The 26,595-nt window shown below is 61.8% G+C and carries 27 protein-coding genes and 1 pseudogene; 14 read left to right on the plus strand and 14 right to left on the minus strand.

The genetic code is table 11. The annotated features are described in order from the left end of the window. Nucleotides 1-2: 2 nt before the first annotated feature. A complete protein-coding gene (accB, locus tag WI754_RS07525) occupies nt 3-446 on the minus strand; it encodes an acetyl-CoA carboxylase biotin carboxyl carrier protein (RefSeq protein WP_349437071.1) in 444 nt (147 codons plus the stop codon). 23 nt (nt 447-469) lie between these two features. Beyond that, the gene (locus WI754_RS07530) at nt 470-1,204 is read right to left on the minus strand and encodes a 5-oxoprolinase subunit PxpA (protein ID WP_349437762.1); all 735 of its coding nucleotides are present in this window, start codon (nt 1,202-1,204) and stop codon (nt 470-472) included. A gap of 297 nt (nt 1,205-1,501) precedes the next feature. Between WI754_RS07530 and pxpB the strand changes: the two genes are divergently transcribed. Genes pxpB through WI754_RS07545 form a run of 3 tightly spaced genes read left to right on the plus strand, consistent with a single transcriptional unit; the run spans nt 1,502 to nt 4,200 of the window. Next, nucleotides 1,502-2,167 (plus strand): 5-oxoprolinase subunit PxpB, encoded by a 666-nt coding sequence (pxpB, locus tag WI754_RS07535; protein ID WP_349437072.1) that lies wholly within the window; start codon nt 1,502-1,504, stop codon nt 2,165-2,167. Continuing rightward, nucleotides 2,164-3,141: a biotin-dependent carboxyltransferase family protein gene (locus WI754_RS07540; protein ID WP_349437073.1), complete on the plus strand. Its 978-nt coding sequence runs from the start codon at nt 2,164-2,166 to the stop codon at nt 3,139-3,141. Before pxpB ends, WI754_RS07540 begins: the two co-directional genes overlap by 4 nt. Before the next feature lie 24 nt (nt 3,142-3,165). Continuing rightward, on the plus strand, nt 3,166-4,200 hold the full coding sequence (locus tag WI754_RS07545; RefSeq protein ID WP_349437074.1) for a proline racemase family protein: 1,035 nt from the start codon (nt 3,166-3,168) through the stop codon (nt 4,198-4,200). A gap of 136 nt (nt 4,201-4,336) precedes the next feature. Here WI754_RS07545 and WI754_RS07550 read toward each other — a convergent pair whose 3' ends face one another. Next, nucleotides 4,337-4,639: a tetratricopeptide repeat protein gene (locus WI754_RS07550; RefSeq protein ID WP_349437763.1), complete on the minus strand. Its 303-nt coding sequence runs from the start codon at nt 4,637-4,639 to the stop codon at nt 4,337-4,339. A 42-nt stretch (nt 4,640-4,681) separates the two neighbouring features. Then, nucleotides 4,682-5,227 (minus strand): annotated as a pseudogene (locus tag WI754_RS07555) (sel1 repeat family protein); the annotation flags it as partial. A 212-nt stretch (nt 5,228-5,439) separates the two neighbouring features. On the opposite strand from WI754_RS07555, the gene WI754_RS07560 reads away from it, so the two are divergent. Next, nucleotides 5,440-6,060 (plus strand): FecR family protein, encoded by a 621-nt coding sequence (locus tag WI754_RS07560; RefSeq protein ID WP_349437764.1) that lies wholly within the window; start codon nt 5,440-5,442, stop codon nt 6,058-6,060. Nucleotides 6,061-6,069: 9 nt separating this feature from the next. Here WI754_RS07560 and WI754_RS07565 read toward each other — a convergent pair whose 3' ends face one another. Further along, on the minus strand, nt 6,070-7,926 hold the full coding sequence (locus WI754_RS07565; RefSeq protein ID WP_349437075.1) for a CHASE2 domain-containing protein: 1,857 nt from the start codon (nt 7,924-7,926) through the stop codon (nt 6,070-6,072). Between the two features lie 4 nt (nt 7,927-7,930). Continuing rightward, nucleotides 7,931-8,635 (minus strand): Crp/Fnr family transcriptional regulator, encoded by a 705-nt coding sequence (locus tag WI754_RS07570; protein WP_349437076.1) that lies wholly within the window; start codon nt 8,633-8,635, stop codon nt 7,931-7,933. A gap of 292 nt (nt 8,636-8,927) precedes the next feature. Here WI754_RS07570 and WI754_RS07575 point away from each other — a divergent pair, with 292 nt between their 5' ends. After that, nucleotides 8,928-9,365, plus strand: a complete 438-nt coding sequence (locus WI754_RS07575; protein WP_349437077.1) for a DoxX family protein — start codon at nt 8,928-8,930, stop codon at nt 9,363-9,365. Between the two features lie 64 nt (nt 9,366-9,429). Here the strand turns inward: WI754_RS07575 and WI754_RS07580 are convergent, their stop codons facing one another. Together WI754_RS07580 and WI754_RS07585 are read right to left on the minus strand one after the other, a co-directional pair. Continuing rightward, the gene (locus WI754_RS07580; protein ID WP_349437078.1) at nt 9,430-9,858 is read right to left on the minus strand and encodes an RbsD/FucU domain-containing protein; all 429 of its coding nucleotides are present in this window, start codon (nt 9,856-9,858) and stop codon (nt 9,430-9,432) included. After that, on the minus strand, nt 9,858-11,090 hold the full coding sequence (locus tag WI754_RS07585) for an ROK family transcriptional regulator (protein WP_349437079.1): 1,233 nt from the start codon (nt 11,088-11,090) through the stop codon (nt 9,858-9,860). Before WI754_RS07585 ends, WI754_RS07580 begins: the two co-directional genes overlap by 1 nt. Nucleotides 11,091-11,394: 304 nt before the next feature. Here WI754_RS07585 and WI754_RS07590 point away from each other — a divergent pair, with 304 nt between their 5' ends. The 8 genes from WI754_RS07590 to WI754_RS07625 all read left to right on the plus strand — a co-directional run bounded on the left by WI754_RS07590 (nt 11,395) and on the right by WI754_RS07625 (nt 18,831). Next, nucleotides 11,395-12,420, plus strand: a complete 1,026-nt coding sequence (locus WI754_RS07590) for a sugar ABC transporter substrate-binding protein (protein ID WP_349437080.1) — start codon at nt 11,395-11,397, stop codon at nt 12,418-12,420. A 196-nt stretch (nt 12,421-12,616) separates the two neighbouring features. Further along, nucleotides 12,617-13,699 (plus strand): ABC transporter permease, encoded by a 1,083-nt coding sequence (locus WI754_RS07595; protein ID WP_112847843.1) that lies wholly within the window; start codon nt 12,617-12,619, stop codon nt 13,697-13,699. Then, nucleotides 13,699-14,481 carry an ATP-binding cassette domain-containing protein gene (locus tag WI754_RS07600; protein WP_349437081.1) on the plus strand — a complete coding sequence of 261 codons (783 nt, stop codon included), beginning with the start codon at nt 13,699-13,701 and terminating at the stop codon, nt 14,479-14,481. The genes WI754_RS07595 and WI754_RS07600 overlap by 1 nt, the downstream gene beginning before the upstream one ends. Continuing rightward, nucleotides 14,478-15,113, plus strand: a complete 636-nt coding sequence (locus tag WI754_RS07605) for a nucleoside triphosphate hydrolase (RefSeq protein WP_349437082.1) — start codon at nt 14,478-14,480, stop codon at nt 15,111-15,113. Before WI754_RS07600 ends, WI754_RS07605 begins: the two co-directional genes overlap by 4 nt. A 109-nt stretch (nt 15,114-15,222) precedes the next feature. Continuing rightward, nucleotides 15,223-16,275 carry a dihydroorotase gene (pyrC, locus tag WI754_RS07610; protein ID WP_349437083.1) on the plus strand — a complete coding sequence of 351 codons (1,053 nt, stop codon included), beginning with the start codon at nt 15,223-15,225 and terminating at the stop codon, nt 16,273-16,275. Nucleotides 16,276-16,474: 199 nt separating this feature from the next. Then, nucleotides 16,475-17,023, plus strand: coding sequence for a glyoxalase superfamily protein (locus WI754_RS07615; RefSeq protein ID WP_349437084.1), 549 nt, complete (start codon nt 16,475-16,477; stop codon nt 17,021-17,023). A 108-nt stretch (nt 17,024-17,131) separates the two neighbouring features. After that, entirely contained in the window at nt 17,132-17,830 is a 699-nt protein-coding gene (locus WI754_RS07620; RefSeq protein WP_349437085.1) for an orotate phosphoribosyltransferase, read from the plus strand. A gap of 74 nt (nt 17,831-17,904) precedes the next feature. Beyond that, on the plus strand, nt 17,905-18,831 hold the full coding sequence (locus WI754_RS07625; RefSeq protein WP_349437086.1) for a carbohydrate kinase: 927 nt from the start codon (nt 17,905-17,907) through the stop codon (nt 18,829-18,831). A 747-nt stretch (nt 18,832-19,578) separates the two neighbouring features. Here the strand turns inward: WI754_RS07625 and WI754_RS07630 are convergent. The 3 genes from WI754_RS07630 to WI754_RS07640 all read right to left on the minus strand — a co-directional run bounded on the left by WI754_RS07630 (nt 19,579) and on the right by WI754_RS07640 (nt 21,529). Next, nucleotides 19,579-19,821 carry a hypothetical protein gene (locus WI754_RS07630; RefSeq protein ID WP_349437087.1) on the minus strand — a complete coding sequence of 81 codons (243 nt, stop codon included), beginning with the start codon at nt 19,819-19,821 and terminating at the stop codon, nt 19,579-19,581. Nucleotides 19,822-19,975: 154 nt separating this feature from the next. Continuing rightward, entirely contained in the window at nt 19,976-21,022 is a 1,047-nt protein-coding gene (locus WI754_RS07635; RefSeq protein WP_349437088.1) for a glycosyltransferase family 1 protein, read from the minus strand. A gap of 153 nt (nt 21,023-21,175) precedes the next feature. After that, nucleotides 21,176-21,529, minus strand: a complete 354-nt coding sequence (locus WI754_RS07640; protein WP_349437765.1) for an antibiotic biosynthesis monooxygenase — start codon at nt 21,527-21,529, stop codon at nt 21,176-21,178. A gap of 130 nt (nt 21,530-21,659) precedes the next feature. Here WI754_RS07640 and WI754_RS07645 point away from each other — a divergent pair, with 130 nt between their 5' ends. Beyond that, a complete protein-coding gene (locus WI754_RS07645; protein WP_349437090.1) occupies nt 21,660-22,547 on the plus strand; it encodes a LysR family transcriptional regulator in 888 nt (295 codons plus the stop codon). Nucleotides 22,548-22,603: 56 nt separating this feature from the next. Here WI754_RS07645 and WI754_RS07650 read toward each other — a convergent pair whose 3' ends face one another. From WI754_RS07650 to WI754_RS07660, 3 genes are all read right to left on the minus strand, one after another. Beyond that, nucleotides 22,604-22,846 carry a hypothetical protein gene (locus tag WI754_RS07650; protein ID WP_349437091.1) on the minus strand — a complete coding sequence of 81 codons (243 nt, stop codon included), beginning with the start codon at nt 22,844-22,846 and terminating at the stop codon, nt 22,604-22,606. Nucleotides 22,847-22,988: 142 nt separating this feature from the next. Next, nucleotides 22,989-24,629, minus strand: coding sequence for a glucose-6-phosphate isomerase (pgi, locus tag WI754_RS07655; RefSeq protein ID WP_349437092.1), 1,641 nt, complete (start codon nt 24,627-24,629; stop codon nt 22,989-22,991). 122 nt (nt 24,630-24,751) lie between these two features. Next, nucleotides 24,752-26,452, minus strand: coding sequence for a long-chain fatty acid--CoA ligase (locus WI754_RS07660; protein ID WP_349437093.1), 1,701 nt, complete (start codon nt 26,450-26,452; stop codon nt 24,752-24,754). Between the last annotated feature and the right edge of the window lie 143 nt (nt 26,453-26,595).

The raw sequence follows: 26,595 nt of genomic DNA on the forward strand, positions 1-26,595 counted from the left end.
GCTCACGCGGCCTTTTCGATCGTCATCAGCGGCATGCCCGCGGTCACCGCCGCGCCGTCTTCGACATGGATTGCGGTGATCCGGCCGGCGCAGTCGGCCTCCACCGGGTTCATCATTTTCATGGCCTCGATGATGCCGAGCTTGCGGCCGTCCTCGACAAGGGCGCCGATTTCGACGAAGGGCGCTTCGCCCGGCAGCGGCGAGCGGTAGAAGGTGCCGGGCAAACCGGCGACGATGACATGTTCTTTTGGCCTCGCCGCGGAGGCGGACGCGGTCGCCTCCGCACGGGCTCCGGCCGACGAAGCGGCGGCGCTGGAGGCGCTGGGCCGAGGCGCTGCAACCGTCTTCGACAGGCGGATGCGCGTGCCGTTTTCCGTCAGTTCCAGTTCGTTGACGCTGGAATTCTCCAGAAGGCGCATCAGCCGTTCGATCAGGTCGAGGTCCATGAATGTCTCGTTTTCGGCAGGGGTCAGGAGAGGAAGTTCTTCACGACGATGCCGTCGGCCTCGAGGCCGAGGCGCACCGTCGCCGCGATGATGACGGCGGCGGGCGTGTCGCTGTGAACGCAGATCGAATCGATCGGGGTGGCGATGCTCTTGCCGGTGATGGTTTCGATGGCGCCGGCGCGGACCATGCGGATGACGCGGGCTGCCGCCTCTTCCGGATCGTGGATCACCGAGCCGGCGATCTTGCGGTCGACGAGATAACCTTCTTCCGTATAGGCCCGGTCGGCGAAGATTTCCGATGCCGTCGTCAGTCCCATCTCGTTCGCCTGCCGCTGCTGGTGGCCAAGCGCGATGACGAGACAGACGAGCGAGGGATCGACCGCCTTGATGGCGCGGTTGACGGCCATCGCCACCTCGGCGTTCTGCTGGGTCAGGTTGCCGAGCGCGCCATGCGTCTTCACATGGGTGATGGGATGGCCGGCATAGGCCGACATCGCCTGCGCCGCGCCGATCTGGTAGGCGACGAGGCGCTCGATCTCGCCGGCCGAGAAGGGAATGTTGCGGCGGCCGAAGCCCCAGAGATCGGGAAAGCCGGGATGGGCGCCGACGGCGACGCCGCGCTCCTTCGCCAGCGCAAAGGTTGTCGCCATGATCTCCGGATCGCCGCCGTGAAAACCGCAGGCGATATTGGCCGAGGTGACGACCTTCAGGATGGCATCATCGTCGCCCATCCGGTAGGCGCCGAATCCTTCGGCCATGTCGGAATTGAGGTCGATGCTCAAGGGCTTGGTGGTCAAGGCTTTTTCCAGCTGTTCGTTGGTCGGGTCAGGTCGATCCTAGCCTATGTCGAGGATGAGGGAAATGACAGGATGCGCCTCTCGGTGGTCGCGAAGGACGGTTGACGGGCTGTGCAGGCTCCGGTCAAATTACCTCGATTTACATGTGAGGCATGGCGGATGACGAAGAATCGTCCGTCTGAACCCGATAGTAGCTAGGCAAGACCATAAAGCTGATATATCAGGTGGGTGTCGGGTTCGTTCGGTGGATATTCTCAGGTGACCGAAGTTGTTTCTCCCAGATTGAGCACAGAAGGCGCGGGCGCGATCCTGCTCGACGCTGCCGGCGCCGTTTTTTCGGACGATATTCAATCGCGAATCTGGGCCGTGGCGGCGTGGATGCTGAAGGTCCGTGGCGTGGCCGAGACCGTGCCGGGCATGAACAATCTGATGACGGTGTTCGATCCGCTGGCAGTCGCGCCGGACGCGGTCGAGCACCAGCTTCTTCAGGCATGGCAGACGGTGGTACCCGATGCCATTGCAGGCCGGGATGTCGACATACCTGTTGTTTACGGCGGAGCCACCGGAGAGGATCTTGCTGTGCTTGCAGAGCACGCCGGATTGAGCGTCGATGAGGTGGTGCGCCGGCATTCGGAGGCGGTCTATTCGGTCGCGGCCGTCGGCGCGATGCCGGGTTTCGTCTACCTCTCCGGGCTTGATCCCGCCCTCGCCATGCCGCGCCGGGCCGTGCCGCGCATGAAGGTCGAGATCGGCTCGGTGATCATCGGCGGGGCGCAGGCCGGCATCATGCCCTGCACGGCGCCCTCCGGATGGCACATCATCGGCAAGACAGAGGAGCCGCTGTTCGACCCGCAGTGCGATCCGCCGTCCGCCTGCAAGCCGGGCGACCGCGTTCGCTTCCGTGTGATCGAGGTCCAGGCATGATCGAGATCCTATCGACGGGCGCGGTCAATTCCGTTCAGGATCTCGGGCGCACCGGCTATCTCAATGCCGGCGTCGGCCGCTCCGGCACGATGGACGCCCCGGCGCTCGAAATCGCCAACCTGCTGGTGGGGAACGAGGCGCGTGCGGCCGGCATCGAGGTGGCGCTGTTTCCCTTCCGGTTGCGGTTCGAGGCCGACACGGTTTTCGCCGTGGCTGGTGCAGATTGCCCGGCAAAGCTCGATGATCGGCAGTTTCCCTGCTGGTGGGCGATGAATGCCAAGGCGGGCGAGGTGCTGACGCTCGGCCTGCCGCGCTCAGGTGCCCGCGCCGTCATCGCCTTCCTGGGCGGTATCGACGTGCCGCTCGTGCTTGGCTCGCGTGCCACCGATCTCAAGAGCGTTTTTGGCGGATTTGAAGGGCGGGGTTTGAACCGAGGTGACAGGCTGGCACTTGCGGGGACGTCTCGCAGAGTGTTGAGGATGGAAGGCGGCTACGGCGCGGATGTATCGGCATTGCGTGGGCGCCCAGTGGAAAACGACGAGGCGATCATCCTGCGTGTCTTGCCGAGCGCCGAATATACCGCCTTCACAGGTGAGGCGATCTCGAAATTTCATCAAACCGACTGGCTGATCACCAATGACGCCAACCGCATGGGCTATCGCCTGAGCGGGCCGGAACTTTCGCTGACGCGCAAGCTGGAGCTTTTTTCGCATGGTATCATGCCCGGCACGGTGCAGGTGCCGCCGAACGGCCAGCCGATCATCCAGCTCGCCGAAGCCAATACCTGCGGCGGTTATCCGAAGGTCGCCAACGTCATCGAGGCGGATCTGTGGAAGCTGGCGCAGGCGCCGGTGGGAGCGCGGCTGCGCTTCGAGATCACCGATCGCGACACAGCCGTGGCTGCCCTCAGGCAACAACGCACCTTCATGGCGCAACTCGCTGCCGACGCGGCGCTGATGCGCGGCTGGAACTGATTTTTCGAATTCGGAGTTAAAGTGATGAGATGGAAACGCACGATCCAGTTGCTGGATGTTCATTGCGAAGGCGAAATCGGCAAGGTGGCGATCGGCGGCGTACCGAAAATCCCGGGCAATTCGATCGCCGAACAGCTGAACCACATCAACACGGTGGACGATAGCCTGCGGCGTTTCCTCTGCCTTGAGCCACGCTCCGGCTCGATCGGCTCGGTCAATCTTTTGGTGCCGGCAAAGCGGCCGGAGGCGGATGCCGGCTTCATCATCCTGCAGGCCGACCAGGCGCATGCCATGTCCGGCTCGAACGCGATCTGCGTGACGACGGCGCTTTTGGAATCCGGCATTGTCGAGATGAAGGAGCCGGAAACCGTGGTGATGCTCGACACCGCCGCCGGCCTCGTCAAGGCGACGGCCACCTGCCGCGACGGCCGTTGCGAGCGCGTCAAGCTCACCATGGTGCCGTCCTTCGTGCATGAGCTGGATGTAGAGGTCGATACGCCCGACTGGGGCCGGATCAAGATGGATCTCTGCTTCGGCGGCGTCTTTTATGCCCTGGTCGATGTCGCGCAGATCGGCACGACGATCGAAAAGGCCAATGCGCGGCAAATCGTCGAGGCCGGCATGATGCTGAAGGACCTCGTCAACCGCACCATCCCCGTCGTTCATCCGGAAATTCCGGAGATCAAGGGCGTCGCCTATGTGATGTTCCGCGATACCGAAGCCGACGGCACGGTCCGCACCTGCACGACCATGTGGCCGGGCCGCGTCGACCGCTCGCCCTGCGGTACCGGCAGCTCCGCCAATCTCGCGACGCTGCACGCACGCGGGCTGGCCAAGGTCGGCGACGTCTTCAAATCGCGTTCCATCATCGGTTCGGAATTCGAAGTGGGTCTCGAAAGCCTCACCGAAGTCGCGGGCCGCCCGGCGATCATCCCGACGATTTCCGGCCGCGGCTGGACCTTCGGTCTACATCAGGTGGCTCTCGATCCGTTCGATCCGCTGGCCGATGGTTTCGCCCTGACCGATACCTGGGGGCCGCAAGCCGGCGAAATTCGCTGACGGATAACGTCAGTCGGTGCTTACGGTTTGATGTTCGGGGATAGGCTCTGCGGTGACTGGTCCGTGCCCGCCCAGCTCACCGCGCGCGGCTCTCGCGAATGAGACGGGCACAAGCCATTTCTCGGATGTGGCTGCCTCACTTGGCGCGGCCCGATTTTGTGAGAACGAGGTTTGCCTGTTCGCTCGGCTCGATGCTGGCGGTCGTTGCCGTATCGATCCCAGGCTTCGCGATCTTCGCCACGGCGAATGCGTCACCCTTTTCCGCAGCTTTCTTGAACATCGCCGTGGCGGCAACCGGGTCGGCCTGCATGCCTTCGCCATTTTCCAGCATCAGACCGAGATTGACCATCGCATCGACATTGCCACGCTCGGCTGCCAGCCTGTAGAACTGCGCGGCCTTTTGGTTGTCTTCCGGAACCTGCGTGCCTTCATCCAGCATGACGGCGAGGTTGAAGGCGCCGAGATTGTCCTTGGCGACCGAGGCCCGCTCGAACCACTGCGCGGCAAGCGATCCATTGGCGGAAGTACCAACGCCATCGCGATAGGCGACGCCGAGATTGTAGGCGGCCATGATGTTCCCGGTGGCTGCCGCCTTCTGATAGAGCGCGAAGGCGGCGTCGTGGTCACCCCTTTCGCCGAGCATGACCGCATAATTCACCATCGCCACCGCATGCCCGCCTTCCGACGCTTTTTCGAGCATCTGGAAGGCTTGTGCTTGCTGGCCTGCGGCGTGGAGCACGCGGGCGAGCTGAAAGGTCTGCCGCGGGCCGCTGCCCTGGTTATAGGCTTCGCGGCAAGCCGAAAGGGCAATACCGATGCGGATGTCCTTGGTCGCGACGGGACGAAAGGACAGGTTGCGCTGCAGGTCGTGCTCGCTGCCGGCTTCGGCGTCGCACTGGTCCGCCGGAAGCATTGGCGAGGCGGCGCGGGCGGAGGGGATGGCGATCGCTGCGATCGAAAGCAGGCTCACGGCAGCGAGCAGGATCGCGTTGATCACTGAAATGCGCGTGTCGGTTTCGTTTTTCATGGCGTTCTCCTTCGTGTTTGTGCCACCCTATGGGGCGCACCGGCCTGCTGCTGTTCCTTGGGAAACAGCGTTTCGCGCCGCCGGGGAGGAAGAATGACAACAACCCGGCCAAAGGCGTGTCCGGCAAGCAGGCTTTCCCAGCCTGCCGCGGATGCTTCGGAACCGGATTGTTTGAACAAGGAGCAAGGGCAATGACGCGAGATAGCATCCCGATGCGGCACGTCCTTATCGGACGGCGGACATTCGTCGCCGGCTGCGCTTTGGCCATGGGCGGATTTTTCCCCATTCCGACGCAGGCAAGCACCGTCATCGGCAAGGCGGCCGACGTGCGCGGCAAGGTCAGCCTCAAGCGGGCGGAGAAGGAAGAGGGATTGGCGACCGGCGCGCAGATCATGGACAACGATTTTGTCCGGACCGCTGCGGAAAGCTTCGCCGACCTGCAGCTCGACGATACTCGTATCCTGCTCGGCAGCGAGACGGAGCTTCTTGTCGACAGCTTCATCGCCGGCCAGGGCGGCACGATGGAGCTCGGCATGGGGCAGATGGTCTTTGATCGGCCGGAAGGCCTGCCGAAGATCGACCTAGCCTTGCGCACCACATTCGGCATGATCGGCGTGCGCGGAACGAAATTCTTCGCTGGCCCGAACCGTGGAGTTTTCGCTGTCTTCGTCGAACACGGGCAGGTGTCGGTCGAGGGCGGCGGCGTTGAGCGTCTGGTTGGCGCCGGCGAGGGCATCGAGATCGCACGACCCGGCGATGCGCCAACGGAAACGGTCGTCTGGAAGGAAGCGAGAATCGTCGAAGCCTATGCGAGCGTCGGCCTGACGCGCTAGCGGCCTGTCTCAGGCTTCGGTGGTGAACAGTTCCATTTCGCCGAAGCCGCGGATTTCGTGCATGCCGAGCGAGCGCAACCTGCGGCCGCTCTGGACCGCAGCCTGCGGACCGACACAGATGGCGGTTCCGAGGAACTTGTTGGCTTCCTGAAGCCGGGCAGCAAGGTTGATGGCGTCGCCATGGGCGGTGTAGTCCAGCTTGCCGCCGGCCCCGACTTCACCGAGCACGGCGATCCCGGTTTCGATACCGATGCGCGTGCGGCCGAATTGATGCTCGATGAAGCCCGGTCGCCGCCGCATTTCCTCGGTCAAGGCCCGGATCGCCTCGGCGCAATCGAGCGCCTTGTTGACGTGATCCTTGAGATCCTCCGGCGCGTTGAAGAACGCATGCACGGCGTCCCCCACCACCTTGTCGACCATGCCGCCGTATCGGGCAACGAGGCCATTGACCTCGGCATAGTAGGTGTCGAGCAGGGTGACGAGGTCACGCGGCGCAAGCTTCTGCGACAGGGTGGAAAAGCCCTCGATGTCCGTGAACAGCGCGGTCACGGGACGTTCCTCGCCGGCGACGCGGTCGTCGTCCGGGTTGTCGATGTAGCGGGCCACCACGGATTGCGGCAAATATTGCGAAAACTTGCTGCGCGCCGCCGATTCCGCTCGCCTGACCCGAGCGAACTGCAGCACGCTGGTGACGACAAGCACAAAGACGAGGGCGAGGCTGGTGCCGACGGCATCGACCAGCAGGGCGGAGGCGGCATAGATCGCCGCTGCCGCCGCGATCGTCGCGGAAATCGCCAGAACCCCAAGCAGCGCCGACGTCACCGGCCGCAGACGGGTCGCAACCAAGGCGACCAGCAGCCCGCCGATCAAGGCCAGCGCTGCCTCATAGAGCGGCAGTTGTGCGTCGCGGTTGGGGATGAAGCCGGTCAGTACGGCATTGGCGATGTCGGCATGGATTTGCACGGAGGGTTCGAGCGGCATCGAGGCCGTGGAGCGCAAGCCGCCGAGATTGGGAAGGCTGCTGCCGATGAAGACCGTCCTGCCCTTGAAACGCTCATCCGGAACCGCGCCACTCAGCACATCCCCCGCCGATACCGTCCGCGCGTCGATGGCGGCAAGCGGGCTTGCGGCAAACCGCAGGCTGCCATCCTCGTCCAGCTCGATCAGCCGGGTTTCGAGCTTCAGCCAGGCCGGTTGCCCGCCCAGGATCGGCGTGCGCCCGCCTTCGGCCAGACGCGCGGCCTCGATCCCGAGCGCCGGATAGGCATCGTTGCCGAGGATCGAAAAAGCTTGGACGCGGCGGATGCGGGCATCCTCGTCGCCGACGAGAAAGGCGGCCGCTGCAGAGCGCGACGCTTTTTGCAGAAACGTGCAGGAGGCTTCGGCACCATCGATGAACCACAGGTCGGGGATGGCCACCGGCCGCCGGACCGCAACGGGCGGAACTGGCGCCGGATGCTCGGGACCGCCATCCGCGATCAGAAAGCCGAGAATGACAGGCACGCGCGAAATCGCCTGCGTCAGCGCGGCATTGGATTTCTCAGCGGGATCGCAGGCCGTACTGAAAATGAAATCGACCGCGACAGCCTTGGCACCGGCCTCTGACAACCGTGAGAGAAGATCGGCCGTTTCTGCCCGGCCCCAACTCTTCTGCGTGGTTTGCTGCACCGATTTCCGGTCCACGTCGATGACGGCGATCTGAGCGGACTGCGGCGCCGGCACCCATTGGGTGAGCGAATCGAAGAAAAGCTCCCGCTGCGTTTCAAGCACCGGTCCGGCGTAGTAGAACAAGAACAGCGCGCTCAAAACGCTCGCGACCGCTCCGGCAAAGAGCGGCCTGACCCGGGACAGGCGGAAGCTTTTCAAAGCCTTATTCCTCTTCGGGTTCCGCGATCTTCTGCAGACGTCCGATATGGCAGGTGATAACGCCGTCGGCACGTTTGATGGCCGAACATTCCTCGAGCGCCAGGATGGCGCGGTTCACCTTCGGGCGGCTGGCGCCGAGAATGCCGGCGATGTCGGATTGGCTGAGCGTCAACCGCAGGTTGGCGCTTTCGGGCAGTTCGTTGCCATGGATCTGCTTGAGCGTCGCCAGGAAGAAGCGGGCAACACGCGAATGCAGGTCGTAGAGGGCGATCGTTTCCAGCCGGTCCGTCGTATCGCGCAATTGTGAGCAGAGGTAGCGGATGATCGATTCGGCGGCGTTTGGCGTATGGGTGATGAAGTCGAGAAAGGCCTTCTTGCCGATGACATAGCCTTCGGTGACGGTAATCGCCGTGGCATCGGCCGAGCGCGGCTGATCGTCGAGGATGGCCATCTCGCCGAAGAGAGCTCCGGCCTCGATGTGCCGCAAAAGCAGTTCGCGCCCCTGAGGCGTGATGAGCGATAGTTTGATGCGGCCGGACAAGACGGCAATCATATGGTTGCCTTCATCACCGCGCTGGAAGATTACCGTCCCGGCCGCCCATTTGCGGTAGGTCGCAAGCGCTGCAACAGCCGCCACCGTTTCCTTGTCGAATTCTTCGAAGATCGGAAAGGAACGCCAGAAGGCGGGACTTTTGTTGATTTCACTCATACTGTTTCCCCGTGCCCAAGCTCATTTCTGCCGCAGCAAAATTCTTCTCGCAGTCTTCAAGGTGTTGCAACAAAAAAGACCAGGGAAAATCGACTGGGCACCATATCTCTCAGCGGTTCCAATGGAATTGCGGCAGCCGGGCTTCTGGAGCGGGTACCTTATCACGCAATGTTGACGACCGGGGTGCGTTGTTTTGTTATTGTGAACGATCTGTTTCGTCCTGATGGGCTGGATGAATTTGGAATTGCTGATAAATCTAGCGCCACAACGAACCCAAACCGGAGTCTTTCCCATGCCGCAAAACGCCGTTGTCCTCGTCGGACGCATTCTGCTTTCCGTCATCTTCATCATGTCCGGCTTTTCGAAGCTGACCGACGCTGGCTCGACCGCCGGCATGATCGCCAATGCCGGCCTTCCGGCAGCAACGGCGCTGGCCTACCTCGCCGGCCTGTTCGAACTGATCGGCGGACTGGCCATTCTGGTCGGTTTCCAGACGCGCATCGCGGCTTATCTGCTTGCCGCCTTCTGTGTGTTTACCGCTTTCGTCTTTCACGGTGGACCGATCAACGTTCCGACCTTCTCTCCCGAGGCAAACGGCATGCTGAGCATGTTCAACCAGATCATGATGATGAAAAACATCACGATCGCCGGCGGCTTCCTGGTTCTCGCCGCTTTCGGTCCGGGATCGATCTCGGTTGATGCCCGCCGCGGTGTCCCAGCCAACGCCTGAGTACGGACAGATTGAAAATGGCCCGCCGGGACCACCCGGCGGGCCATTTGTTTTGGAGCAAGCGTCAGGGGTAGATCACGCCCTTGCGCAGGATGACATTGCCATAGAGCCGCGGCTCGCTGGTCTGGACGACCGTATGCGCGGCCCTGACCCTTGGATAGAATTCCGGTCCGAGCAGGGGAGTAACCACGCGATCGGGCTCATGCTTGGCACAGCAGGCGATGATGTCGCGATGCACGGGGTCAAGCGCATCGCGGTCCTGCTTGACCGTGGCGCGAAAAATCGCTTCCGGCACGAAATCGTCGATCGGCATGACGCTCAGGATCGCGTCGAGAACCGGGATCAGTTGATGACCGTCGAGCCGGATCAACCGGCGGCCATGTTCGAGGCCCGGATAGTTGCCGTCGACCAGCGCGATTTCGTCGCCATGACCCATTGCTCGGAGCGTCGCCAGAAGCTCGGGGCTCAGGATCGGGTTTAGACCTTTCAGCATCAGGCTGTTTCCTTGAAAAGTACGTTCGTATCGATGAGATAGCGGGAGAAAAGCGGCAGGCTGGCGCCGCCGATGGCGCGGGCCTGGGCGCCGACGGCACCTTCGATGATTTCTGGCATGACGACGCCTTCGAGATCAAGTTCGCCGGCGGCCTTGCGGATGGCGGCAACGATGCGTTCGCGGACCCAGCCGGGAAAACCGCCGTCGATGACGGCCGCGCTGAAATCGATGATCGAAGCGGAAGAGACGATCGCCTGGGCGAGCGCTGCTGCGGTGAGCTGTATCCAGGTCTCGAGCGGCTCGCCGAAGTCGATCCATTCATCGGCAGAGTACCAGAGCGGTTTCGGATCGATGCCCCTTTCGCGCAGCAGATTTTCAAGCACGAAGATCGAAGCGATTTTCAGAAGCTGCTGCGGCTTGCCGTTCTTGTCGGAAACCTGCAACGGGCCGACTGCGCCGGCGGTCCCCGTGCGGCCGGAAAATAGCGAGGAATTCAGGACGATGCCGCCGCCGATGAAGGAGCCGATGTAGAAGTAGATGAAGTCCGGATAGGAGGCGCCGACCCCGAATATGAGCTCGGCACCGCAGGCGCTCGTGGCATCGTTCTGCATCAGCACCGGATGACGCGTGCGCGCAGCCACTTCACTGCGCAGATCGAAACCGCGCCAGCTGTCCATCGCCTCCTTCGGCGCGCCGGTCTCCTCGGCCCAGCTCCACAGCTGGAAGGGGGTCGCGATACCGACACCGGCGATGCGCCCGCGCTGCTCGTCCGTCAGCACCTTTTCGAGCTTCGGTATGCCTTCGACGATGAAGGTCAGGATCTCGTCAGGCATCGGATAGGCGTGGATCTGGTGCAATTGCAGGCGGATATTGCCGACGAAATCCATCAGCACGAGGTCGCAGCTGCGCCGGCCGATCTTGACCCCATAGGAGTAGACCGCATCCGGATTGAGCCGCATCGGAATGGAGGGCTGGCCGACGCGGCCGCGCACCGGATCGCCGCGCATCAGCAGATCGTCCTTTTCAAGCGCCCGCATGATGACGGAGACCGTCTGCGCGGAGAGGCCGGAGCGCCGGGCGATATCGGCCTTCGAGAGGCTGCCGTGACGGCGCACCAGCGACATGACCAGCCGCTCGTTATAGGCGCGCACACGTGTGAGGTTCGCGCCGCCGCCGGGATCCAGTACGTCCGGCATCGGCAGGGCAGTGCCGGAATCGGCTTGTGGTGTCATGCCCCTGGTCCTCCCGTCAGCGCCATCTCCTGTCCGAACTGGGTGTCTTTCGGACCGGCCTCCTGATTGCGCCTTCATTCCATTTTTGCGTGCACGTTGCACCCGTGAAAAGCGCATGCACATTTTCTGCGCAGAGAATGCCACAGATTTTTAATAATTCAATTTGATTTATTTATTGACAGGGTTTGGTTTTGATGTTTGTTTTGTGCCCGGAAGCGCCAACCGCGGCAGTGGAGATGTTGTGGTGGGCGAGGCCTGACGAGCCGGTAGACCGGTTCCAATTTTCAATCCTTGGGAGGATTTCATGAAGACGACTATTGTTTCCGCCGCTCTCGGCGCGCTTGCGCTCGGCGTTGTTTTTGCTGCACCTGCCCAGGCCGCCGACGTTTCGGCCTGCCTCATCACCAAGACCGACACCAATCCCTTCTTCGTCAAGATGAAGGAAGGCGCGACCGCCAAGGCGGCCGAACTCGGCGTCGAGCTAAAATCCTATGCCGGCAAGATCGACGGCGACAGCGAAAGCCAGGTCGCGGCGATCGAAACCTGCATTGCCGACGGTGCCAAGGGCATTCTGTTGACGGCTTCCGACACCAAGGGCATCGTGCCGGCCGTGCAGAAGGCGCGCGACGCCGGTGTTCTCGTGATCGCGCTGGACACGCCGCTTGAACCGGCCGATTCCGCCGATGCAACCTTCGCAACCGACAATCTGCTCGCCGGCAAGCTGATCGGCCAGTGGGCCGCTGCAACCCTCGGCGACAAGGCCAAGGACGCCAAGGTGGCTTTTCTCGACCTGACGCCGTCCCAGCCGACCGTCGACGTCCTGCGTGACCAGGGCTTCATGATCGGCTTCGGCATCGACCCGAAGGATGCCAACAAGATCGGCGACGAAGACGATGCGCGCATTGTCGGTCACGACGTCACCAACGGCAATGAGGAAGGCGGCCGCACCGCCATGGAAAACCTTCTGCAGAAGGATCCGTCCATCAATGTCGTTCACACGATCAACGAGCCAGCCGCAGCCGGCGCCTATGAAGCACTGAAGGCGGTCGGCAAGGAAAAGGACGTTCTGATCGTGTCGGTCGACGGCGGTTGCCCGGGCGTCAAGAACGTCATCGATGGCGTCATCGGCGCCACCTCGCAGCAGTATCCGCTGCTGATGGCCTCGCTCGGCATCGAAGCGATCAAGAAATTCGCCGACACCGGTGAAAAGCCGAAGCCGACCGAAGGCAAGGACTTTTTCGACACGGGTGTGTCGCTCGTGACCGACAAGCCCGCCGCTGGCGTTGAATCGATCGACACCAAGGCCGGCACGGACAAGTGCTGGGGCTGATACCCCGCCGCTGAACGGGACGACGGGCGGCTTCGGCCGCCCTTCGTTTAAGCTATGACTGTCATTTTGACAAAACGCCATAACCGTGGGCACACTTCTCCCCTTGCCCTGCCCGCCGTCCGGCGTGCCGCGCAGGCGGGTGGGGTGAGGAGCCCATACCGACGGGAACGGTTTTAAGAGGCGGGAGGAATTTTTCATGAGCGAACCGACAGTAGCCTCGCAGCCATCACAGGAATTCGAAAAGGTCCTGAGTGGCAGCTCGAAGCAGGTTGCTTCCTTTGATACGCATGACAAGACACCCTTGCAGAAGGCCCAGCACTTTCTGCACAAGAGGCCGGCGGCGGTGCCGCTGATCGTGCTGGTCCTTTCGCTGATCGTCTTCGGATCGGTTCTCGGCTCGAAGTTCTTCTCGGCCTTTTCCCTGACGCTGATCCTGCAGCAGGTGGCAATCACCGGCATCGTCGGCGCCGCGCAAACCCTGGTCATCCTGACGGCAGGCATCGACCTGTCGGTCGGCGCGATCATGGTGCTTTCGTCCGTGGTGATGGGGCAATTTACTTTCCGCTACGGCTTTCCGCCGGAAATAGCGGTGATCTGCGGCATTGCCGTCGGTGGGCTCTGTGGTGCCGTCAATGGCTGGCTGGTGTCGCGCGTGAAGCTGCCGCCCTTCATCGTCACGCTCGGCATGTGGCAGATCGTGCTGGCGTCGAACTTCCTTTATTCCGCTAACGAAACGATCCGCTCCCAGGACATCAGCACCAGCGCGCCGCTCCTTCAGTTCTTCGGCAGCAATATCCGGATCGGCAATGCCGTGTTTACCTACGGCGTGGTCACCATGGTGCTGCTCGTCGGCATCCTGTGGTATGTGCTGAACAAAACCGCATGGGGCAGGCACGTCTACGCGGTCGGTGACGATCCGGACGCCGCAGAACTTTCAGGCGTCAATGTGAAGAAGATGCTGATGTCGGTCTATGTCCTGTCGGGCTTGATCTGCGCGCTTGCCGGGTGGACCCTGATCGGCCGTATCGGCTCGGTTTCGCCGACGGCGGGCCAGTTCGCCAACATCGAATCGATCACCGCGGTGGTGATCGGCGGCATCTCGCTCTTCGGCGGCCGCGGTTCGATCATGGGCATGCTGTTCGGGGCGCTGATCGTCGGCGTCTTCCAGCTCGGCCTGCGCTTGATCGGCACGGACCCGCAATGGACCTATCTCTTGATCGGTGTGCTCATCATCGCCGCCGTTGCAATCGACCAGTGGATCAGAAAGGTGGCAGGCTGATGGCTCAGGAACCCATTCTCACGGCGCGTGGCATCGTCAAGCGCTACGGCCGCGTCACCGCACTCGATCATGCCGATTTCGATCTCTACAAGGGCGAAATCCTTGCCGTGATCGGCGACAACGGCGCCGGAAAGTCCTCGATGATCAAGGCGATTTCCGGCGCGATCCATCCGGACGAAGGTGAAATCCGCCTGGACGGCGAGGTCGTGAACTTCCGTTCGCCGATCGAGGCGCGCAAGGCGGGCATCGAGACGGTTTACCAGAACCTTGCTTTGTCTCCCGCGCTGTCGATCGCCGACAACATGTTCCTTGGCCGGGAAATTCGCAAATCCGGGCCGCTCGGCAATATTTTCCGCATGCTCGATCATGCGGCGATGGAAAAGATCGCTCGGGACAAATTGTCGGAACTCGGTCTAATGACGATCCAGAACATCAATCAGGCGGTGGAGACGCTGTCCGGCGGCCAGCGCCAGGGTGTGGCCGTGGCTCGCGCCGCGGCCTTCGGCTCCAAGCTCATCATTCTCGATGAGCCGACGGCAGCGCTCGGGGTGAAGGAAAGCCGTCGGGTTCTGGAACTGATCCTCGATGTGCGCGCGCGCGGCCTGCCGATCGTGCTCATCTCGCATAACATGCCGCATGTGTTCGAGGTGGCCGACCGCATCCACATCCACCGGCTTGGCAAACGCCTCTGCGTCATCAATCCGAAGGAATACACCATGTCGGATGCCGTGGCCTTCATGACCGGCGCGAAGGAGCCGCCACGCGAGGCGCTCGCCGCATGACCATGACGCTTGCGGCCATCGCCGACGCCGTCATCGCGAAAGCCGGGAAGCTGCCACGCTTCATCGTCGCCATTGCCGGCCCTCCCGGGGCCGGCAAGTCCACCCTTGCCGATACCCTCCAGGACGAGCTGACGCGGCGCGGCGAAAAATCCGCCGTCCTGCCGATGGACGGATTCCACATGGATAACGGCGTCCTCGAAGCGCGCGGCCTGCTGAAACGCAAGGGCGCGCCGGAAACCTTCGACGTCCGCGCCTTCATCGACATCGTTGCGGCCGTGCGAAAGGCGGACGAGGAGGTTCTGGTGCCGGTGTTCGACCGCTCGCGCGAGATCGCCATCGCCTCGGCCCGGGTGATCGCGCCAGAGACGCGCATCATCCTGGCGGAAGGCAACTATCTGCTGCTCGATGAGGCGCCCTGGTCGCGGCTCGACGGGATGTTCGACCTGTCGATCTTCGTCGGTCCGTCCTACGAGGTTCTGGAGGAACGCCTGCGGCAGCGCTGGATCCACTACGGCCTCGATGCCGCCGGCATCGAATGGAAGCTCTACGGCAACGACCTGCCGAATGGAAAGCGGATCATCGACAATTCCCGATCGGCCGATATCGCCATCGAGATTTTCGATACCGCGTGACGCCGGCAGTCGATCATTGTTTTCCCGCGTATAATGATGCTATCCGAACCTTCGGTCAGCGCATGCCCCGGAACCATGCGCCAGTATATTGCGCCTGGAGAACCCCGTCATGAGCACGCACGCCGTCACCGAACTTACGATCCACCGCCCCGACGACTGGCATCTGCATCTGCGCGACGGCGGCATGCTGAAGGGCGTGATCGGCGACACCAGCCGCCATTTCGCCCGCGCCATCATCATGCCCAATCTGGTGCCGCCGGTCGTCACGACGGCCGATGCGGCAGCCTACCGCGAGCGCATCATGGCAGCCCTTCCCAAGGGCGACAGCTTCGAGCCGCTGATGACGCTTTACCTCACCGAAGGCACGAACCCGGATGATGTTGAGGCCGGCCACAAAAGCGGCCTGATCACCGCGGTCAAGCTCTATCCGGCCGGCGCCACCACCAATTCACATGGCGGCGTGCGCAATTTTGAAAATGCCATGCCGGTGCTGGAACGCATGGCGAAGATCGGCCTGCCGCTCTGCGTCCATGGCGAGGTGACGACGCCCGAGGTCGATATTTTCGACCGCGAAGCCGTCTTCATCGATACCGTGCTCGATCCGCTGCGCGCCCGCCTGCCGGACCTGAAGGTGACGATGGAGCACGTCACCACGAAGGACGGCATCGACTATATCAAATCATCGAAAGCCAATCTCGCCGGCTCGATCACCACCCATCACCTGATCATCAACCGCAACGCCATCCTCGTCGGCGGCATCCGCCCGCATTATTATTGCCTGCCGGTCGCCAAGCGCGAGATGCATCGCCTGGCCCTGCGCGCCGCAGCGACCTCGGGTGACGCCCGCTTCTTCCTCGGCACCGATTCTGCGCCGCATGTGGACCCGTTGAAGGAGTGCGCCTGCGGCTGCGCCGGCATCTATACCTCGATCAATACGATGAGTTGCCTCGCCCACGTGTTCGAGCAGGAGAATGCGCTGGACAAGCTGGAAGCCTTTGCCTCGCTCAACGGCCCCCGCTGGTATGGCCTGCCGATCAACCAAGAGACGATCACGCTGCGCAAGAACGCCGAGCCGGTCAAATTCCCGGAGAAGATCGAAACGGAGGCGGGAACAGTCACCGTGTTCGACCCGATGTTCCCGCTGCATTGGCAAGTGGTCTAAGCGAACCGGCTTGATTGCGCCAAAAACATCGCCTAACACTGCGGTTGGCCGGATGCGGCCAGCCGTCCCGCGGTGCCTCGGCACGATGGTGAATGCATCCTCGAAAAACCTTTCTCATCCTTGCCTTTGGCGTTGATGGCGAACGGGTCAGCAAAGCGGGCACTGATCATCCTGTTTGCCGCCATCCGGAGGATGAATGATGCGCGATTTTCGCGATGCAAAGCTCATGGCCAAGGTCCTGAAACAGGCCTTTGCCGACCGCAAGACAGGCCTTACCCACAGCGAAGCCCTGGAAATCGTCGCCGCGCAGTTCGGCTACGATCAGTGGAATATCCTGTCCGCCAAAATCGATACCGCCGACAAAGCACCGGAAAAATCGCAAGCGGCCATTGGCATCAAGCCGCCGATCCCGATTTTCCGGATTTTTGATGTTGCCAAGGCAATGGAATTCTATTGCGGTTTCCTCGGCTTCACGCTGGATTGGGAACATCGTTTCGGCGACAACTTTCCGCTCTATGCCCAGGTTTCCCGCGAGGGCATGATCCTCCATCTCAGCGAGCATGCGGGTGATGCAAGTCCCGGTGCCAAGGCGTTCGTCTGGATCGAGGATGCCGTCGCGCTGCAGCTGGAACTGGCGGGCAAGGACTATCGCTACATGAAGCCCGGGCTCGAGGAGGCGCCCTGGGGGCTGGAGGTCACGGTGATCGATCCCTTCAGCAACCGCATCGCTTTCTGCCAGGAGAAATAACATCACGCTGGCGGCAAAGTCCTGTGCCGCCAGCGTTCCGCCTCTGGCTTTCGAAGGCCTGAACTGCTATGCGCGGCAGATAAAATTCACAGCCGCAGGAGACCGCCGATGATCCAGACATCCTTTCCCGACAAGGCCGTCATGGCAGAACTCGTCGCCAAGATGCTCTGGGAAATCAAGGCGGTGCATTTCCGCGCCGACCAGCCGTACAAGCTCGCCTCGGGCATGGCGAGCCCGGTCTATATCGATTGCCGTAAGCTGATCTCCTATCCGCGCATCCGCTCGACGGTGATGGATTTTGCCGCCGCGACCGTGCTGCGCGAGGCCGGCTTCGAGCAGTTCGACGTCATCGCCGGTGGCGAGACGGCGGGCATTCCCTTTGCAGCGATGCTCGCCGAACGGCTGGCGCTGCCGATGATCTATGTGCGCAAGGCGCCGAAGGGCCACGGCCGCAATGCCCAGATCGAAGGCCATATGCCCGACGGCGCGCGTGTCCTCGTCATCGAGGACCTGACGACGGCCGGCGGCTCGATGTTCACGTTCATCGACGCCATCCGCGCGGCCGGCGGCGTGGTCGATCATGGTATCGCCCTGTTCTACTATGATATCTTCCCCAAGGCCCGCGCCGAGATGCAGGAAAAGGGCGTGAGGCTGCACAACCTTGCCACCTGGCGCGACGTTCTGGCGGTTGCCAAGGCGCAGAAACTGTTCGACGAAAAGACCCTGTCGGAGGTCGAATCCTTCCTCAATGCGCCGCTCGAATGGTCCGGCCGCAATGGCGGCGTCAGTGCGCTGGCGACAGCCTGAAAACGGCACTGGCATTTCCGCTCACATTGCTTTAAATCGATTGAAATTAAATCACCGAAAGGGAGGATGCCGTCTTGATCATCTGCTGTGGAGAAGCCCTGATCGACATGCTGCCGCGCCAGACGACGGCAGGCGAGGTGGCTTTTGCGCCCTATTCCGGCGGCGCGATCTTCAACACTGCGGTCGCGCTCGGCCGCCTCGGTATCCCGACCGGCTTCTTCACCGGTCTTTCCGACGACATGTTCGGCGATATGCTGCGCGAGACGCTGAAATCCAGCAATGTCGATTTCGCCCCGTGCGCGACCCTCTCGCTCCACACGACGGTCGCGTTCGTCAAGTTGGTCAACGGCTCGGCGACCTACGCCTTCTTCGATGAGAACAGCGCAGGACGCATGATCACCAAGGACGACCTGCCGGCACTTGGTGATTTCTGCGAAGCGCTGCATTTCGGCGCCATCAGCCTCATCCCCGAACCGTGCGGCTCGACTTACGAAGCGCTGATGACCCGCGAGCATGAAAAACGAGTGATCTCCTTCGATCCCAATATCCGCCCCGGCTTCATCAAGGACGCCGAAGCCCACAAGGCCCGCATGTTCCGCATGGCAGCTATGTCGGATATCGTCAAATTTTCCGACGAGGATCTGGATTGGTTCGGCGAGGAGGGCACGCATGAGGAGCTGGTCGGCAAATGGCTGCAGCGCGGCCCGAAGCTCATCGTCATCACCAAGGGCGCTGACGGCGCCGACGGCTATACGGCGCGCGGCAAGGTCTCTGTGCCCGGTGAAAAAGTCACCGTCGTCGATACGGTCGGCGCCGGCGACACGTTCGATGCGGGCATCCTGGCCTCTCTGAAGATGAACAATCTGCTGACCAAGGAACAGGTCGCGACCTTAAGCGAAAGCGCCGTGCGCGATGCGCTGGCCTTGGGTGCCAAGGCTGCGGCCGTCACCGTGTCGCGCGCGGGTGCAAACCCGCCTTGGAGCCATGAGATCGGACTTTAACGCACGTCCCCTTGAGGGGGGAGGTCGCCGCGAGGTGGCGGGTGGGGTGACCCACAGGGTGTCGCAAAATCAGTCCTGGTCCGGAAGACTGCAAAGCAAGAGCGAGACGATCGTCCCGCCGTTTTACGCCACCGATCGCAACCGGCGGCCGCGGCCGGCAAAAGCACCGGCAAGATTCGAGAGAAACTGCCGGGCGCTTTCACCCCGCGCGCGCTTGCTTGTCTTTACGGATGCCTTGGTCCGTACGGGTTCATATTCTGCGGCGCGCGTTAGGCGCCGAAGTCGGCCCGCTAACGCATTTCAACGTCTGTCTGCGGCAGGGGTGGCGCCGATGCCGCTCGCTATGAACGTGAACTCTCGATCTTTGGCATCACCGTGACTATCGCCTGCCTTGAGGTAAAGCTCGGTTGTGTTCATCCTTATGAAGACGATATTGTCGCGCGTATCCCCATCACTCGTATAGATCTGAGTGGCAGACGCGCCACCGATCTGGGAAAAGCCTGGTCGGAACGATACGAGGTAGTGTCCTTCACTCACTCGGCTGACGCTGAACTCACTGCCATTACTTTATGCTACCATCTGAATTGACAGTCCCTGCAATGGTGCGGTCTACCATGGTTCTCTCCCAATTGTGCGCGTTTGCAGGCCGTGTATAAGGCCTTTTTGCCCGGATTGCAATCAATGGTTATTTTGTAATAATTTGCACGTATAAGTAAATGACCAGCTCGAGGATTTGACCTGCCATTCTCACCGGCCGATCAGTGCCTCCTGCTCGCAAACGCGGCCAGCTGAGGCGGCAATGATCGCCAGCACGCAGCCGTCGGGAGCGCGCACATGCACTTTCAGCGACCGGTAGTCGGCGTCGCGGCCGATCTTGTCGGCGATCCTCTGTCCGTAATAGACGGCCGACCCGTCATCGAAATGATCGACTCCGTCCTCATCGACGACCTGCTCGCCGTCCCAGTGCAAATCGAAGAAATAGTGCTGCATGCCGCTGCCCCAAGCCCCTGCGCCGCCGGAGATTTCTCCGGTTTGTTCCACAATCGGGAAGATAGGGCATTGTGTTGGAATACAGGCTGAATTGGGCGTTCACCATGCATTCAGCTGACACGGCCCGGTCGATGCGAAGGGGTGCCCTGCAGCGTTACGAGGCTGACGGCAACGGCCGGCCACCACCGGCAAAAGCGCTTCTCGGAACCCTGGTCAAATTCGAGAGAAACTGCCGCGCGCATTCGCTCCAGCTGAAGGTCAGCGCCTTTTGTCGCGCCTCTTCCCGCGACAATGTAAGCGCATCGAGCGCTGCCTGCCGCAGATCGCCGGACAGGACGCCGCCGCCCTCGCCCAGGATGTCGTTCGGCGCGGTGACCGGAAAGGCGGCAACGGGACAGCCGCTCGCCAGCGCCTCCAGAATGACGTTGCCGAAGGTATCGACACGGCTCGGGAAGACGAAGACATCCGCGGAGGCATAGATCGTCGCGAGTTCCGTTCCCATGCGCCGCCCCAGGAAATGCACCTGCGGATATTTTTGCCGCAGCAGGGCGAGATCCGGTCCATCGCCGACGACAACCTTGCTGCCGGGCAGGTCGAGGTCGAGGAAGGCCGGAAGGTTCTTTTCCACGGCCACCCGTCCGACGTTCAGGAAAATCGGGCGGGGGAAGGGCAGATTCTGGCGGCGCGCCGGATCGAACTGCACCGTGTCGACGCCGCGTGTCCATCGCTTGATGTTGTGAAAACCGCGCGCCGCCATTTCCGTACCGAGCGACGCGGTCGCGACCATCATGCCATTGCCGGAATTGTGAAACTGGCGCAGCCACCAGTAGCTCCAGTCTTCCGGAATGGGCAATCGCGCGCTGACGAACTCGGGAAAGCGCGTGTGGTAGCTCGTTGTGAACGGCAACCCCCTGCGCAGACAGATGCCGCGCGCCACAAGGCCGAGCGGCCCTTCCGTGGCGATATGGATATAGTCGGGCGCCAGCGCATCGATCTCTTTTGCCACCTGCCGCCGGGTCGGAAGTGCCAGCCGGATATCGGAATAGAAAGGGAGCGGAAAGGTGGCGAACCTCTCCGGCGTCAGGAAATCAATGGCGATCCCCTGTTCCTTCACCGATCGGGCAAGTTCATCGAGGGTGCGGACAACACCGTTGACCTGCGGATGCCAGGCATCGGTGACAACAAGAACGGTCTTTTTCATAGTGGCCCCTGGACGCGGCTCTGCCATGTCTGGCGGAGCACCGGCTGACGATCGAATCGACTGGCGGCTGCCATGAGGGCTCTTTGATCATGATTTGATGACAGGCAGATGATTGGCTGTGCCGGGCGCGATGGCGCCCGGCCAGTGCCGATGCTAGCTCGCGCTGAGGGTAGGGAGCACGAGGTCTCCGACCTCGTAGATGTGAAATTCGCTTTTCGACACGGCATCCAGAGACTTGAATTTTTCGACGAAGACTGGATCCGAGAAAAACTCGTCGACATTGTCGGCGCTGTGGATCGCCTCGATGTTCACGACGGTTTTGCCGTCGGTGCTTTTCGACAGGTTGCTCCAGAGAAAGCCTGCCTTGCGTTCGGCGACATAGTGGACGACGTCCTGTATGATTTGGAATGCCTCATCCTGTTTGCCGGGGTGGGCATGGATGACGTTCACGATGAACACGGTTGGCTGGGGAGAGAGTTGAAATTCGGCCTTGAGGGAATGAGTCACGTTATCTCCATCTGCAAAACGATTGGCGGAATATGCCGCCGGGACGAAACTTAATTCGCGACGATGGCTGAAAAAATGGGCTATGGCTCCGTTGATAGCGGACATGGAGATCCGCAATGGAGCGCCTGTCATGGAAAACATCGGTTCCTTGAATGTGTTCATGGTGGTGGCGGAAACGCGCAGTTTTGTTGGAGCTGGCGAAGCTCTGGGGATCTCGTCGTCTGCTGTCGGCAAGGCAATGGCCCGTCTCGAGAAGAGGCTTGGTGTCCGCCTGTTTCACCGCAGTACGCGCAGCATCGCGATCACCGCGGAGGGAACCATGTTCCTTGAGCGCTGCCGCCGGATTTTTTCCGAGATAGAAGCAGCCGAGCAGGAACTGTCGCAAACCCTTGCTGCGCCGCGCGGACGCCTTCGCGTCAGCCTGCCGCTCGCCGGAATGCTGTTCATGCCGGCGATCACGAAATTCATGCGCTCATTCCCGGAGGTTTCCATCGACCTTGATTTCACGGATCGCCTGGTCGATGTGATCGAGGAGGGTTTTGACGCCGTGGTTCGAACTGGAGACGTTACCGACAGCCGCCTGATGATGCGGACTTTGGGAAAATTCTCTCATCGTGTCGTCGGAGCGAAAGAATACTTCACCCGCTTCGGAATTCCGGAAAAGCCGCAGGACCTGTCGGCGCATATCTGTCTTCACCACAAATATCCATCATCCGGGAAGCTCGAACGCTGGCCTCTGAGACATGATCCAGGCAAGGGGAAATTGGAACTGCCCGTGTCATCGATGGCAAGCACGCTCGAGCCGCTGGTCAGCATGGCAGAGCACGGGCTTGGCCTTGCCTGTCTGCCGCTCTTCACGATCCACGATCAGATCGCGGAGGGAAAGCTCGTTCCGGTTCTGGCCGATCATATAGAGGACGTCGGCGAGTTTCGCATTCTATGGCCATCCAGCCGGCATCTGGCACCGAAAATACAGGCGTTCGTCACGTTCATGGGCGAAAACCTGTTTCGCGCATGACGTGCTGGGACGCGCGAATGTGCTGTTGACAAGTTCATCGGGTTTCGCGTGACCTGTCACCGTCCGATCAGCGCCACCTGTTCGCCAGCGCGTCCACTCGAGGCTGCGACGATCGCGAGTACGGAGCCGTCCAGGGAGCGGACATGCACCTTCAGCGACTTGTAGTCGGCGTCGCGACCGATCTTGTCTGCGATTCTCTGCCCGTAATAGACGGCTGATCCCACGTCGAAATGATCGACGCCGTCTTCGTCGACGACCCGTTCAGCGGCGAAGTGCAAATCGAAGAAATAGTGTTCCACGCCGATGCCCCGAACCCTTGCGTCGCCGGAGATCTCTCCGGCTTGCGGACGCAGTTTCAGGAATATCGCATTGTATCCGAATACAGGCTGAATTGGGTATTCAGCCTGTATTCATCGATGTCTGATGAGACAGTGCCGAAGGCTATTTCCCAGCCTTGAGCAAGGCCGCGACGAGCCCAGCCGTCGAGCTGTCATGCCCCTCGGCACTCTCCTTGCCCTCGACCACCGGCAAAAGACCCGTCGCCAGTTCCTTGCCGAGTTCGACGCCCCACTGATCGAAGGAGTTGATGTTGAACAGGGCGCCCTCGACGAAGACGCGGTGTTCGTAGATCGCGATCAGGCGGCCGAAGGTGAAGGGGGTCATCTTGTCGTAGACGAAGGTCAGCGACGGGCGGTTGCCGGTGAAGACGCGGTGCGGCGCGATGCGGTCGATGAAGGCTGCGTCCTGGCCCTTGGCCGCCATCTGGGCCCTGGCTTCCTCCAGCGTGCGGCCCTTCATCAGCGCCTCCGACTGCGCCAGGCAGTTGGCCATCAGGAGCTGGTGCTGGTGGCGCAGGTCCTTTTCATGGCCATTGGCGGCGATCAGGAATTCGGCCGGGATGATGCTCGTGCCCTGGTGGATCAGCTGGTAGAAGGCGTGCTGGCCGTTGGTGCCGGGTTCACCCCAGACGACCGGGCCGGAATTGCCTTCGACCGGCGTACCGTCGAGCGTCACGCCCTTGCCGTTCGATTCCATGTCGAGCTGCTGCAGATAGGCCGGAAAGCGCGACAGGCGCTGATCGTAGGGCAGGATGGCGCGGGTCGCGTAGTCGAGCACGTTGCGGTGATAGAATCCCAGAAGGCCAAGCAGCATCGGGATGTTTTCGCGCACGGGTGCCGTGCGGAAATGGTTGTCGATCGCGTGCGCCCCGGCGAGAAACTCGCCGAACTTCTCCTTGCCGATGGCGATCATCAGCGGCAGGCCGATGGCCGACCAGATCGAATAGCGGCCACCGACCCAGTCCCAGAAACCGAAGATCCGGTCGCTGTCGATGCCGAAGGCGGCGACCTTGTCGAGGGCGGTGGAGACCGCGCAGAAATGGTTGGCGACCGCCTTTTCGCCGAGCTTCTCGGCGATGAAGGCGCGGGCCGTCGCCGCATTGGTCATCGTCTCGATGGTGGTGAAGGTCTTCGAGGCGACGATGAACAGCGAGGTCTCGGCATCGAGAAGCTTCAGCGTGTCGGCGATATGGGCGCCATCGATGTTGGAAACGAAATGCAGGCGCGGACCGTCATGATCGGGCGCCAAGGCCAGCGTCGCCATGACCGGGCCGAGGTCGGAGCCGCCGATGCCGATGTTGACGACGTCGGTGATCTTCTTGCCCGTCGCGCCCTTCAGCGCGCCCGAGCGGATGCCGTCGGAAAAGACGCCCATGGCGTCGAGCACCGCGTTGACATCCGGCATCACGTCGCGGCCGTCGACGATGACCGGCGTGTTGGAGCGGTTGCGCAGCGCCGTGTGCAGAACGGCGCGGCCTTCGGTGATGTTGATGGTCTCGCCGGCAAACATCGCATTGCGCTTTTCCGCGACCTTTGCAGCCTTTGCGAGTGCCTCCAGACCGTCCAGCACCCTGTCGTTGACGGCGCATTTCGAATAGTCGAACAGCATGTCGTCGAGCGTCACGCTGTATTTGGAGAAGCGCTTGGGATCGCCGGCGAAGGCGGCCCGGATATCGGTCGCTTTGGTGTCGGTGACGGTGGATTTCAGTTGGCTGACAAGCGCGGTGGTGGCGGGCGCGTTCATGGCGAGGGCTCCTTGCGTCGCGGATGGGTCGCGATAGCTAGTCGCTTTGGCCCCCGCAAATCAAGCCTGTCCTGTCGCAAACGGCAAAAAAGCCTGCGCTTTTTAAATGGATTTAAATGCCCTCAGCCGCGCAGGTCCTTGCGCAGGATCTTGCCGACATTCGACTTCGGCAGTTCGGTTCTGAACTCCACGAATTTCGGCCGCTTGTAGTTTGTCAAGTTGGCCGCGCAATGCGCCTTGACGGCTGCTTCGGTGAGATCGGGATCCCTCTTGACGACGAAAAGCTTCACCGCCTCGCCGGAGTGTTGATCGGGCACACCGATGGCGGCGCATTCGAGAATGCCGGCAAGGGTCATCGCCACTTCCTCGATCTCGTTGGGGAAGACATTGAAGCCGGAGACGAGGATCATGTCCTTCTTGCGGTCGACGATCTTGACCAGGCCTTGCGCATTCATGAAGCCGATATCGCCGGACCGGAAGAAGCCGTCCGACGAGATGGCCTTGGCGGTTTCATCCGGCCGCTGCCAGTAGCCGGCCATGACCTGCGGGCCGCGGATACAGATTTCGCCGATATCGCCGAGCGGCAGCGTATTGCCGGCCTCGTCGCGGATTTCGACCTCGGTCGAGGGCAGGGGCAGGCCGATGGTTCCGGTGAATTCGGTGCCGTCCAGCCGGTTGGCCGTGGCGACCGGCGATGTCTCCGACAGGCCATAGCCTTCCTTGATCGGGCAGCCGGTCATCGTCTCCCAGCGCTCGGCAACAGGCCGCTGCACGGCCATGCCGCCGCCGAAGGTCAGCGCCAGATCGGAAAAATCGAGTTTCTGGAATTCGGCATTGTTCATCAGCGCATTGAACAGCGTATTCAGGCCCGGGAAGATATTCACCTTGTACTTCGCCAGTTCCTTGACGAAGGCCGGGATGTCGCGCGGATTGGGGATCAGGATGTTCTGTCCGCCGGTGCTGAGGCCCATCAGCGAATTCACGGTCAGCGCGAAGATATGGTAGAGCGGCAACGCGCAGAGGAACACCAGATGATCCGGCCGCTTCTTGTTGAGGAAGGCCGTTTCCAGCCAGAGACCCATCTGGGCCATGTTGGCAAGAAGATTGGAGTGGGTGAGCGTCGCCCCCTTGGAGACACCGGTCGTGCCGCCGGTATATTGCAGGAAGGCAACATCGCCCGGCTTGACATCGACCTTGTTCAGGGGCGCGCCCGCGCCCTTAGCCAAAACAGCCTTGAAGGACAGATGGCCGGGCAGCGACCAGGCAGGCACCAGCTTCTTGACCTTGCGCACGACGATGTTGACGATCAGGCCCTTGAGGCCGAGAAGATCGCCCATGGTGGCGACGACGATGTGCTTGAGGTCGGTGCGCACGGCCACCTGCTCGACGGTATGGGCAAAGTTTTCCAGCACGAAGATCGCCTTGGCGCCCGAATCCTTCAGCTGGTGTTCGAGCTCGCGCGGCGTATAGAGCGGATTGACGTTCACGACGGCAAAGCCGGCGCGCAGGATACCGTAGACGATCACCGGGTTCTGCAGGATGTTCGGCATCATCACGGCAACGCGGTCGCCCTTGGCCAGGCCGGTGGATTGCAGCCAGGCACCGATCTTCCGGCTCTCGGCGTCGAGTTCGGCGAAGGTCAGCGTCTTGCCCATGCAGGTGAACGCAGGGCGCGCGGCGTATGTCACGCAGGATTGTGCGAAGAGTTCGCCGATGGAGTTATAGGGCGAAGGCGAGATTTCCGCGGGCATGCCCGGCGGATAGGACTGCAGCCAGGGCTTGGCGGCTTGGGGTCCGGGCGTCTGAATCAATGTGTCCGGCATGGTCTCTCTCCCTGATGCAACTGCCGCCGCGCTGCAAGACGGCCGCGCGCCGTCTCTCTTTTTTCCGTGCACAACCCTGTCCGAAAATATCTCCGGCTTCCGTTGCGCAGGAGCGAACGATCCCTCCAGATCGCCCGCCTTGA

The organism is Pararhizobium sp. A13, from assembly GCF_040126305.1.
In the GTDB taxonomy this organism is placed as follows: Bacteria; Pseudomonadota; Alphaproteobacteria; order Rhizobiales; family Rhizobiaceae; genus Pararhizobium.

Bases quoted from the DNA above. Each gene is read 5' to 3' on its own strand.
- WI754_RS07620 (WP_349437085.1), top strand. From the start codon at position 17,132: ATGATCCAGACATCCTTTCCCGACAAGGCCGTCATGGCAGAACTCGTC.
- WI754_RS07585 (WP_349437079.1), bottom strand. From the start codon at position 11,090: ATGACACCACAAGCCGATTCCGGCACTGCCCTGCCGATGCCGGACGTA.
- WI754_RS07605 (WP_349437082.1), top strand. From the start codon at position 14,478: ATGACCATGACGCTTGCGGCCATCGCCGACGCCGTCATCGCGAAAGCC.
- pyrC (WP_349437083.1), top strand. From the start codon at position 15,223: ATGAGCACGCACGCCGTCACCGAACTTACGATCCACCGCCCCGACGAC.
- pgi (WP_349437092.1), bottom strand. From the start codon at position 24,629: ATGAACGCGCCCGCCACCACCGCGCTTGTCAGCCAACTGAAATCCACC.
- accB (WP_349437071.1), bottom strand. From the start codon at position 446: ATGGACCTCGACCTGATCGAACGGCTGATGCGCCTTCTGGAGAATTCC.
- WI754_RS07595 (WP_112847843.1), top strand. From the start codon at position 12,617: ATGAGCGAACCGACAGTAGCCTCGCAGCCATCACAGGAATTCGAAAAG.
- WI754_RS07615 (WP_349437084.1), top strand. From the start codon at position 16,475: ATGCGCGATTTTCGCGATGCAAAGCTCATGGCCAAGGTCCTGAAACAG.
- WI754_RS07540 (WP_349437073.1), top strand. From the start codon at position 2,164: ATGATCGAGATCCTATCGACGGGCGCGGTCAATTCCGTTCAGGATCTC.
- WI754_RS07545 (WP_349437074.1), top strand. From the start codon at position 3,166: ATGAGATGGAAACGCACGATCCAGTTGCTGGATGTTCATTGCGAAGGC.
- WI754_RS07530 (WP_349437762.1), bottom strand. From the start codon at position 1,204: ATGGCCGAAGGATTCGGCGCCTACCGGATGGGCGACGATGATGCCATC.
- WI754_RS07560 (WP_349437764.1), top strand. From the start codon at position 5,440: ATGCGGCACGTCCTTATCGGACGGCGGACATTCGTCGCCGGCTGCGCT.
- WI754_RS07600 (WP_349437081.1), top strand. From the start codon at position 13,699: ATGGCTCAGGAACCCATTCTCACGGCGCGTGGCATCGTCAAGCGCTAC.
- WI754_RS07660 (WP_349437093.1), bottom strand. From the start codon at position 26,452: ATGCCGGACACATTGATTCAGACGCCCGGACCCCAAGCCGCCAAGCCC.
- WI754_RS07645 (WP_349437090.1), top strand. From the start codon at position 21,660: ATGGAAAACATCGGTTCCTTGAATGTGTTCATGGTGGTGGCGGAAACG.
- WI754_RS07580 (WP_349437078.1), bottom strand. From the start codon at position 9,858: ATGCTGAAAGGTCTAAACCCGATCCTGAGCCCCGAGCTTCTGGCGACG.
- WI754_RS07570 (WP_349437076.1), bottom strand. From the start codon at position 8,635: ATGAGTGAAATCAACAAAAGTCCCGCCTTCTGGCGTTCCTTTCCGATC.
- WI754_RS07575 (WP_349437077.1), top strand. From the start codon at position 8,928: ATGCCGCAAAACGCCGTTGTCCTCGTCGGACGCATTCTGCTTTCCGTC.
- WI754_RS07590 (WP_349437080.1), top strand. From the start codon at position 11,395: ATGAAGACGACTATTGTTTCCGCCGCTCTCGGCGCGCTTGCGCTCGGC.
- WI754_RS07630 (WP_349437087.1), bottom strand. From the start codon at position 19,821: ATGCAGCACTATTTCTTCGATTTGCACTGGGACGGCGAGCAGGTCGTC.
- WI754_RS07550 (WP_349437763.1), bottom strand. From the start codon at position 4,639: ATGCTGGATGAAGGCACGCAGGTTCCGGAAGACAACCAAAAGGCCGCG.
- WI754_RS07635 (WP_349437088.1), bottom strand. From the start codon at position 21,022: ATGAAAAAGACCGTTCTTGTTGTCACCGATGCCTGGCATCCGCAGGTC.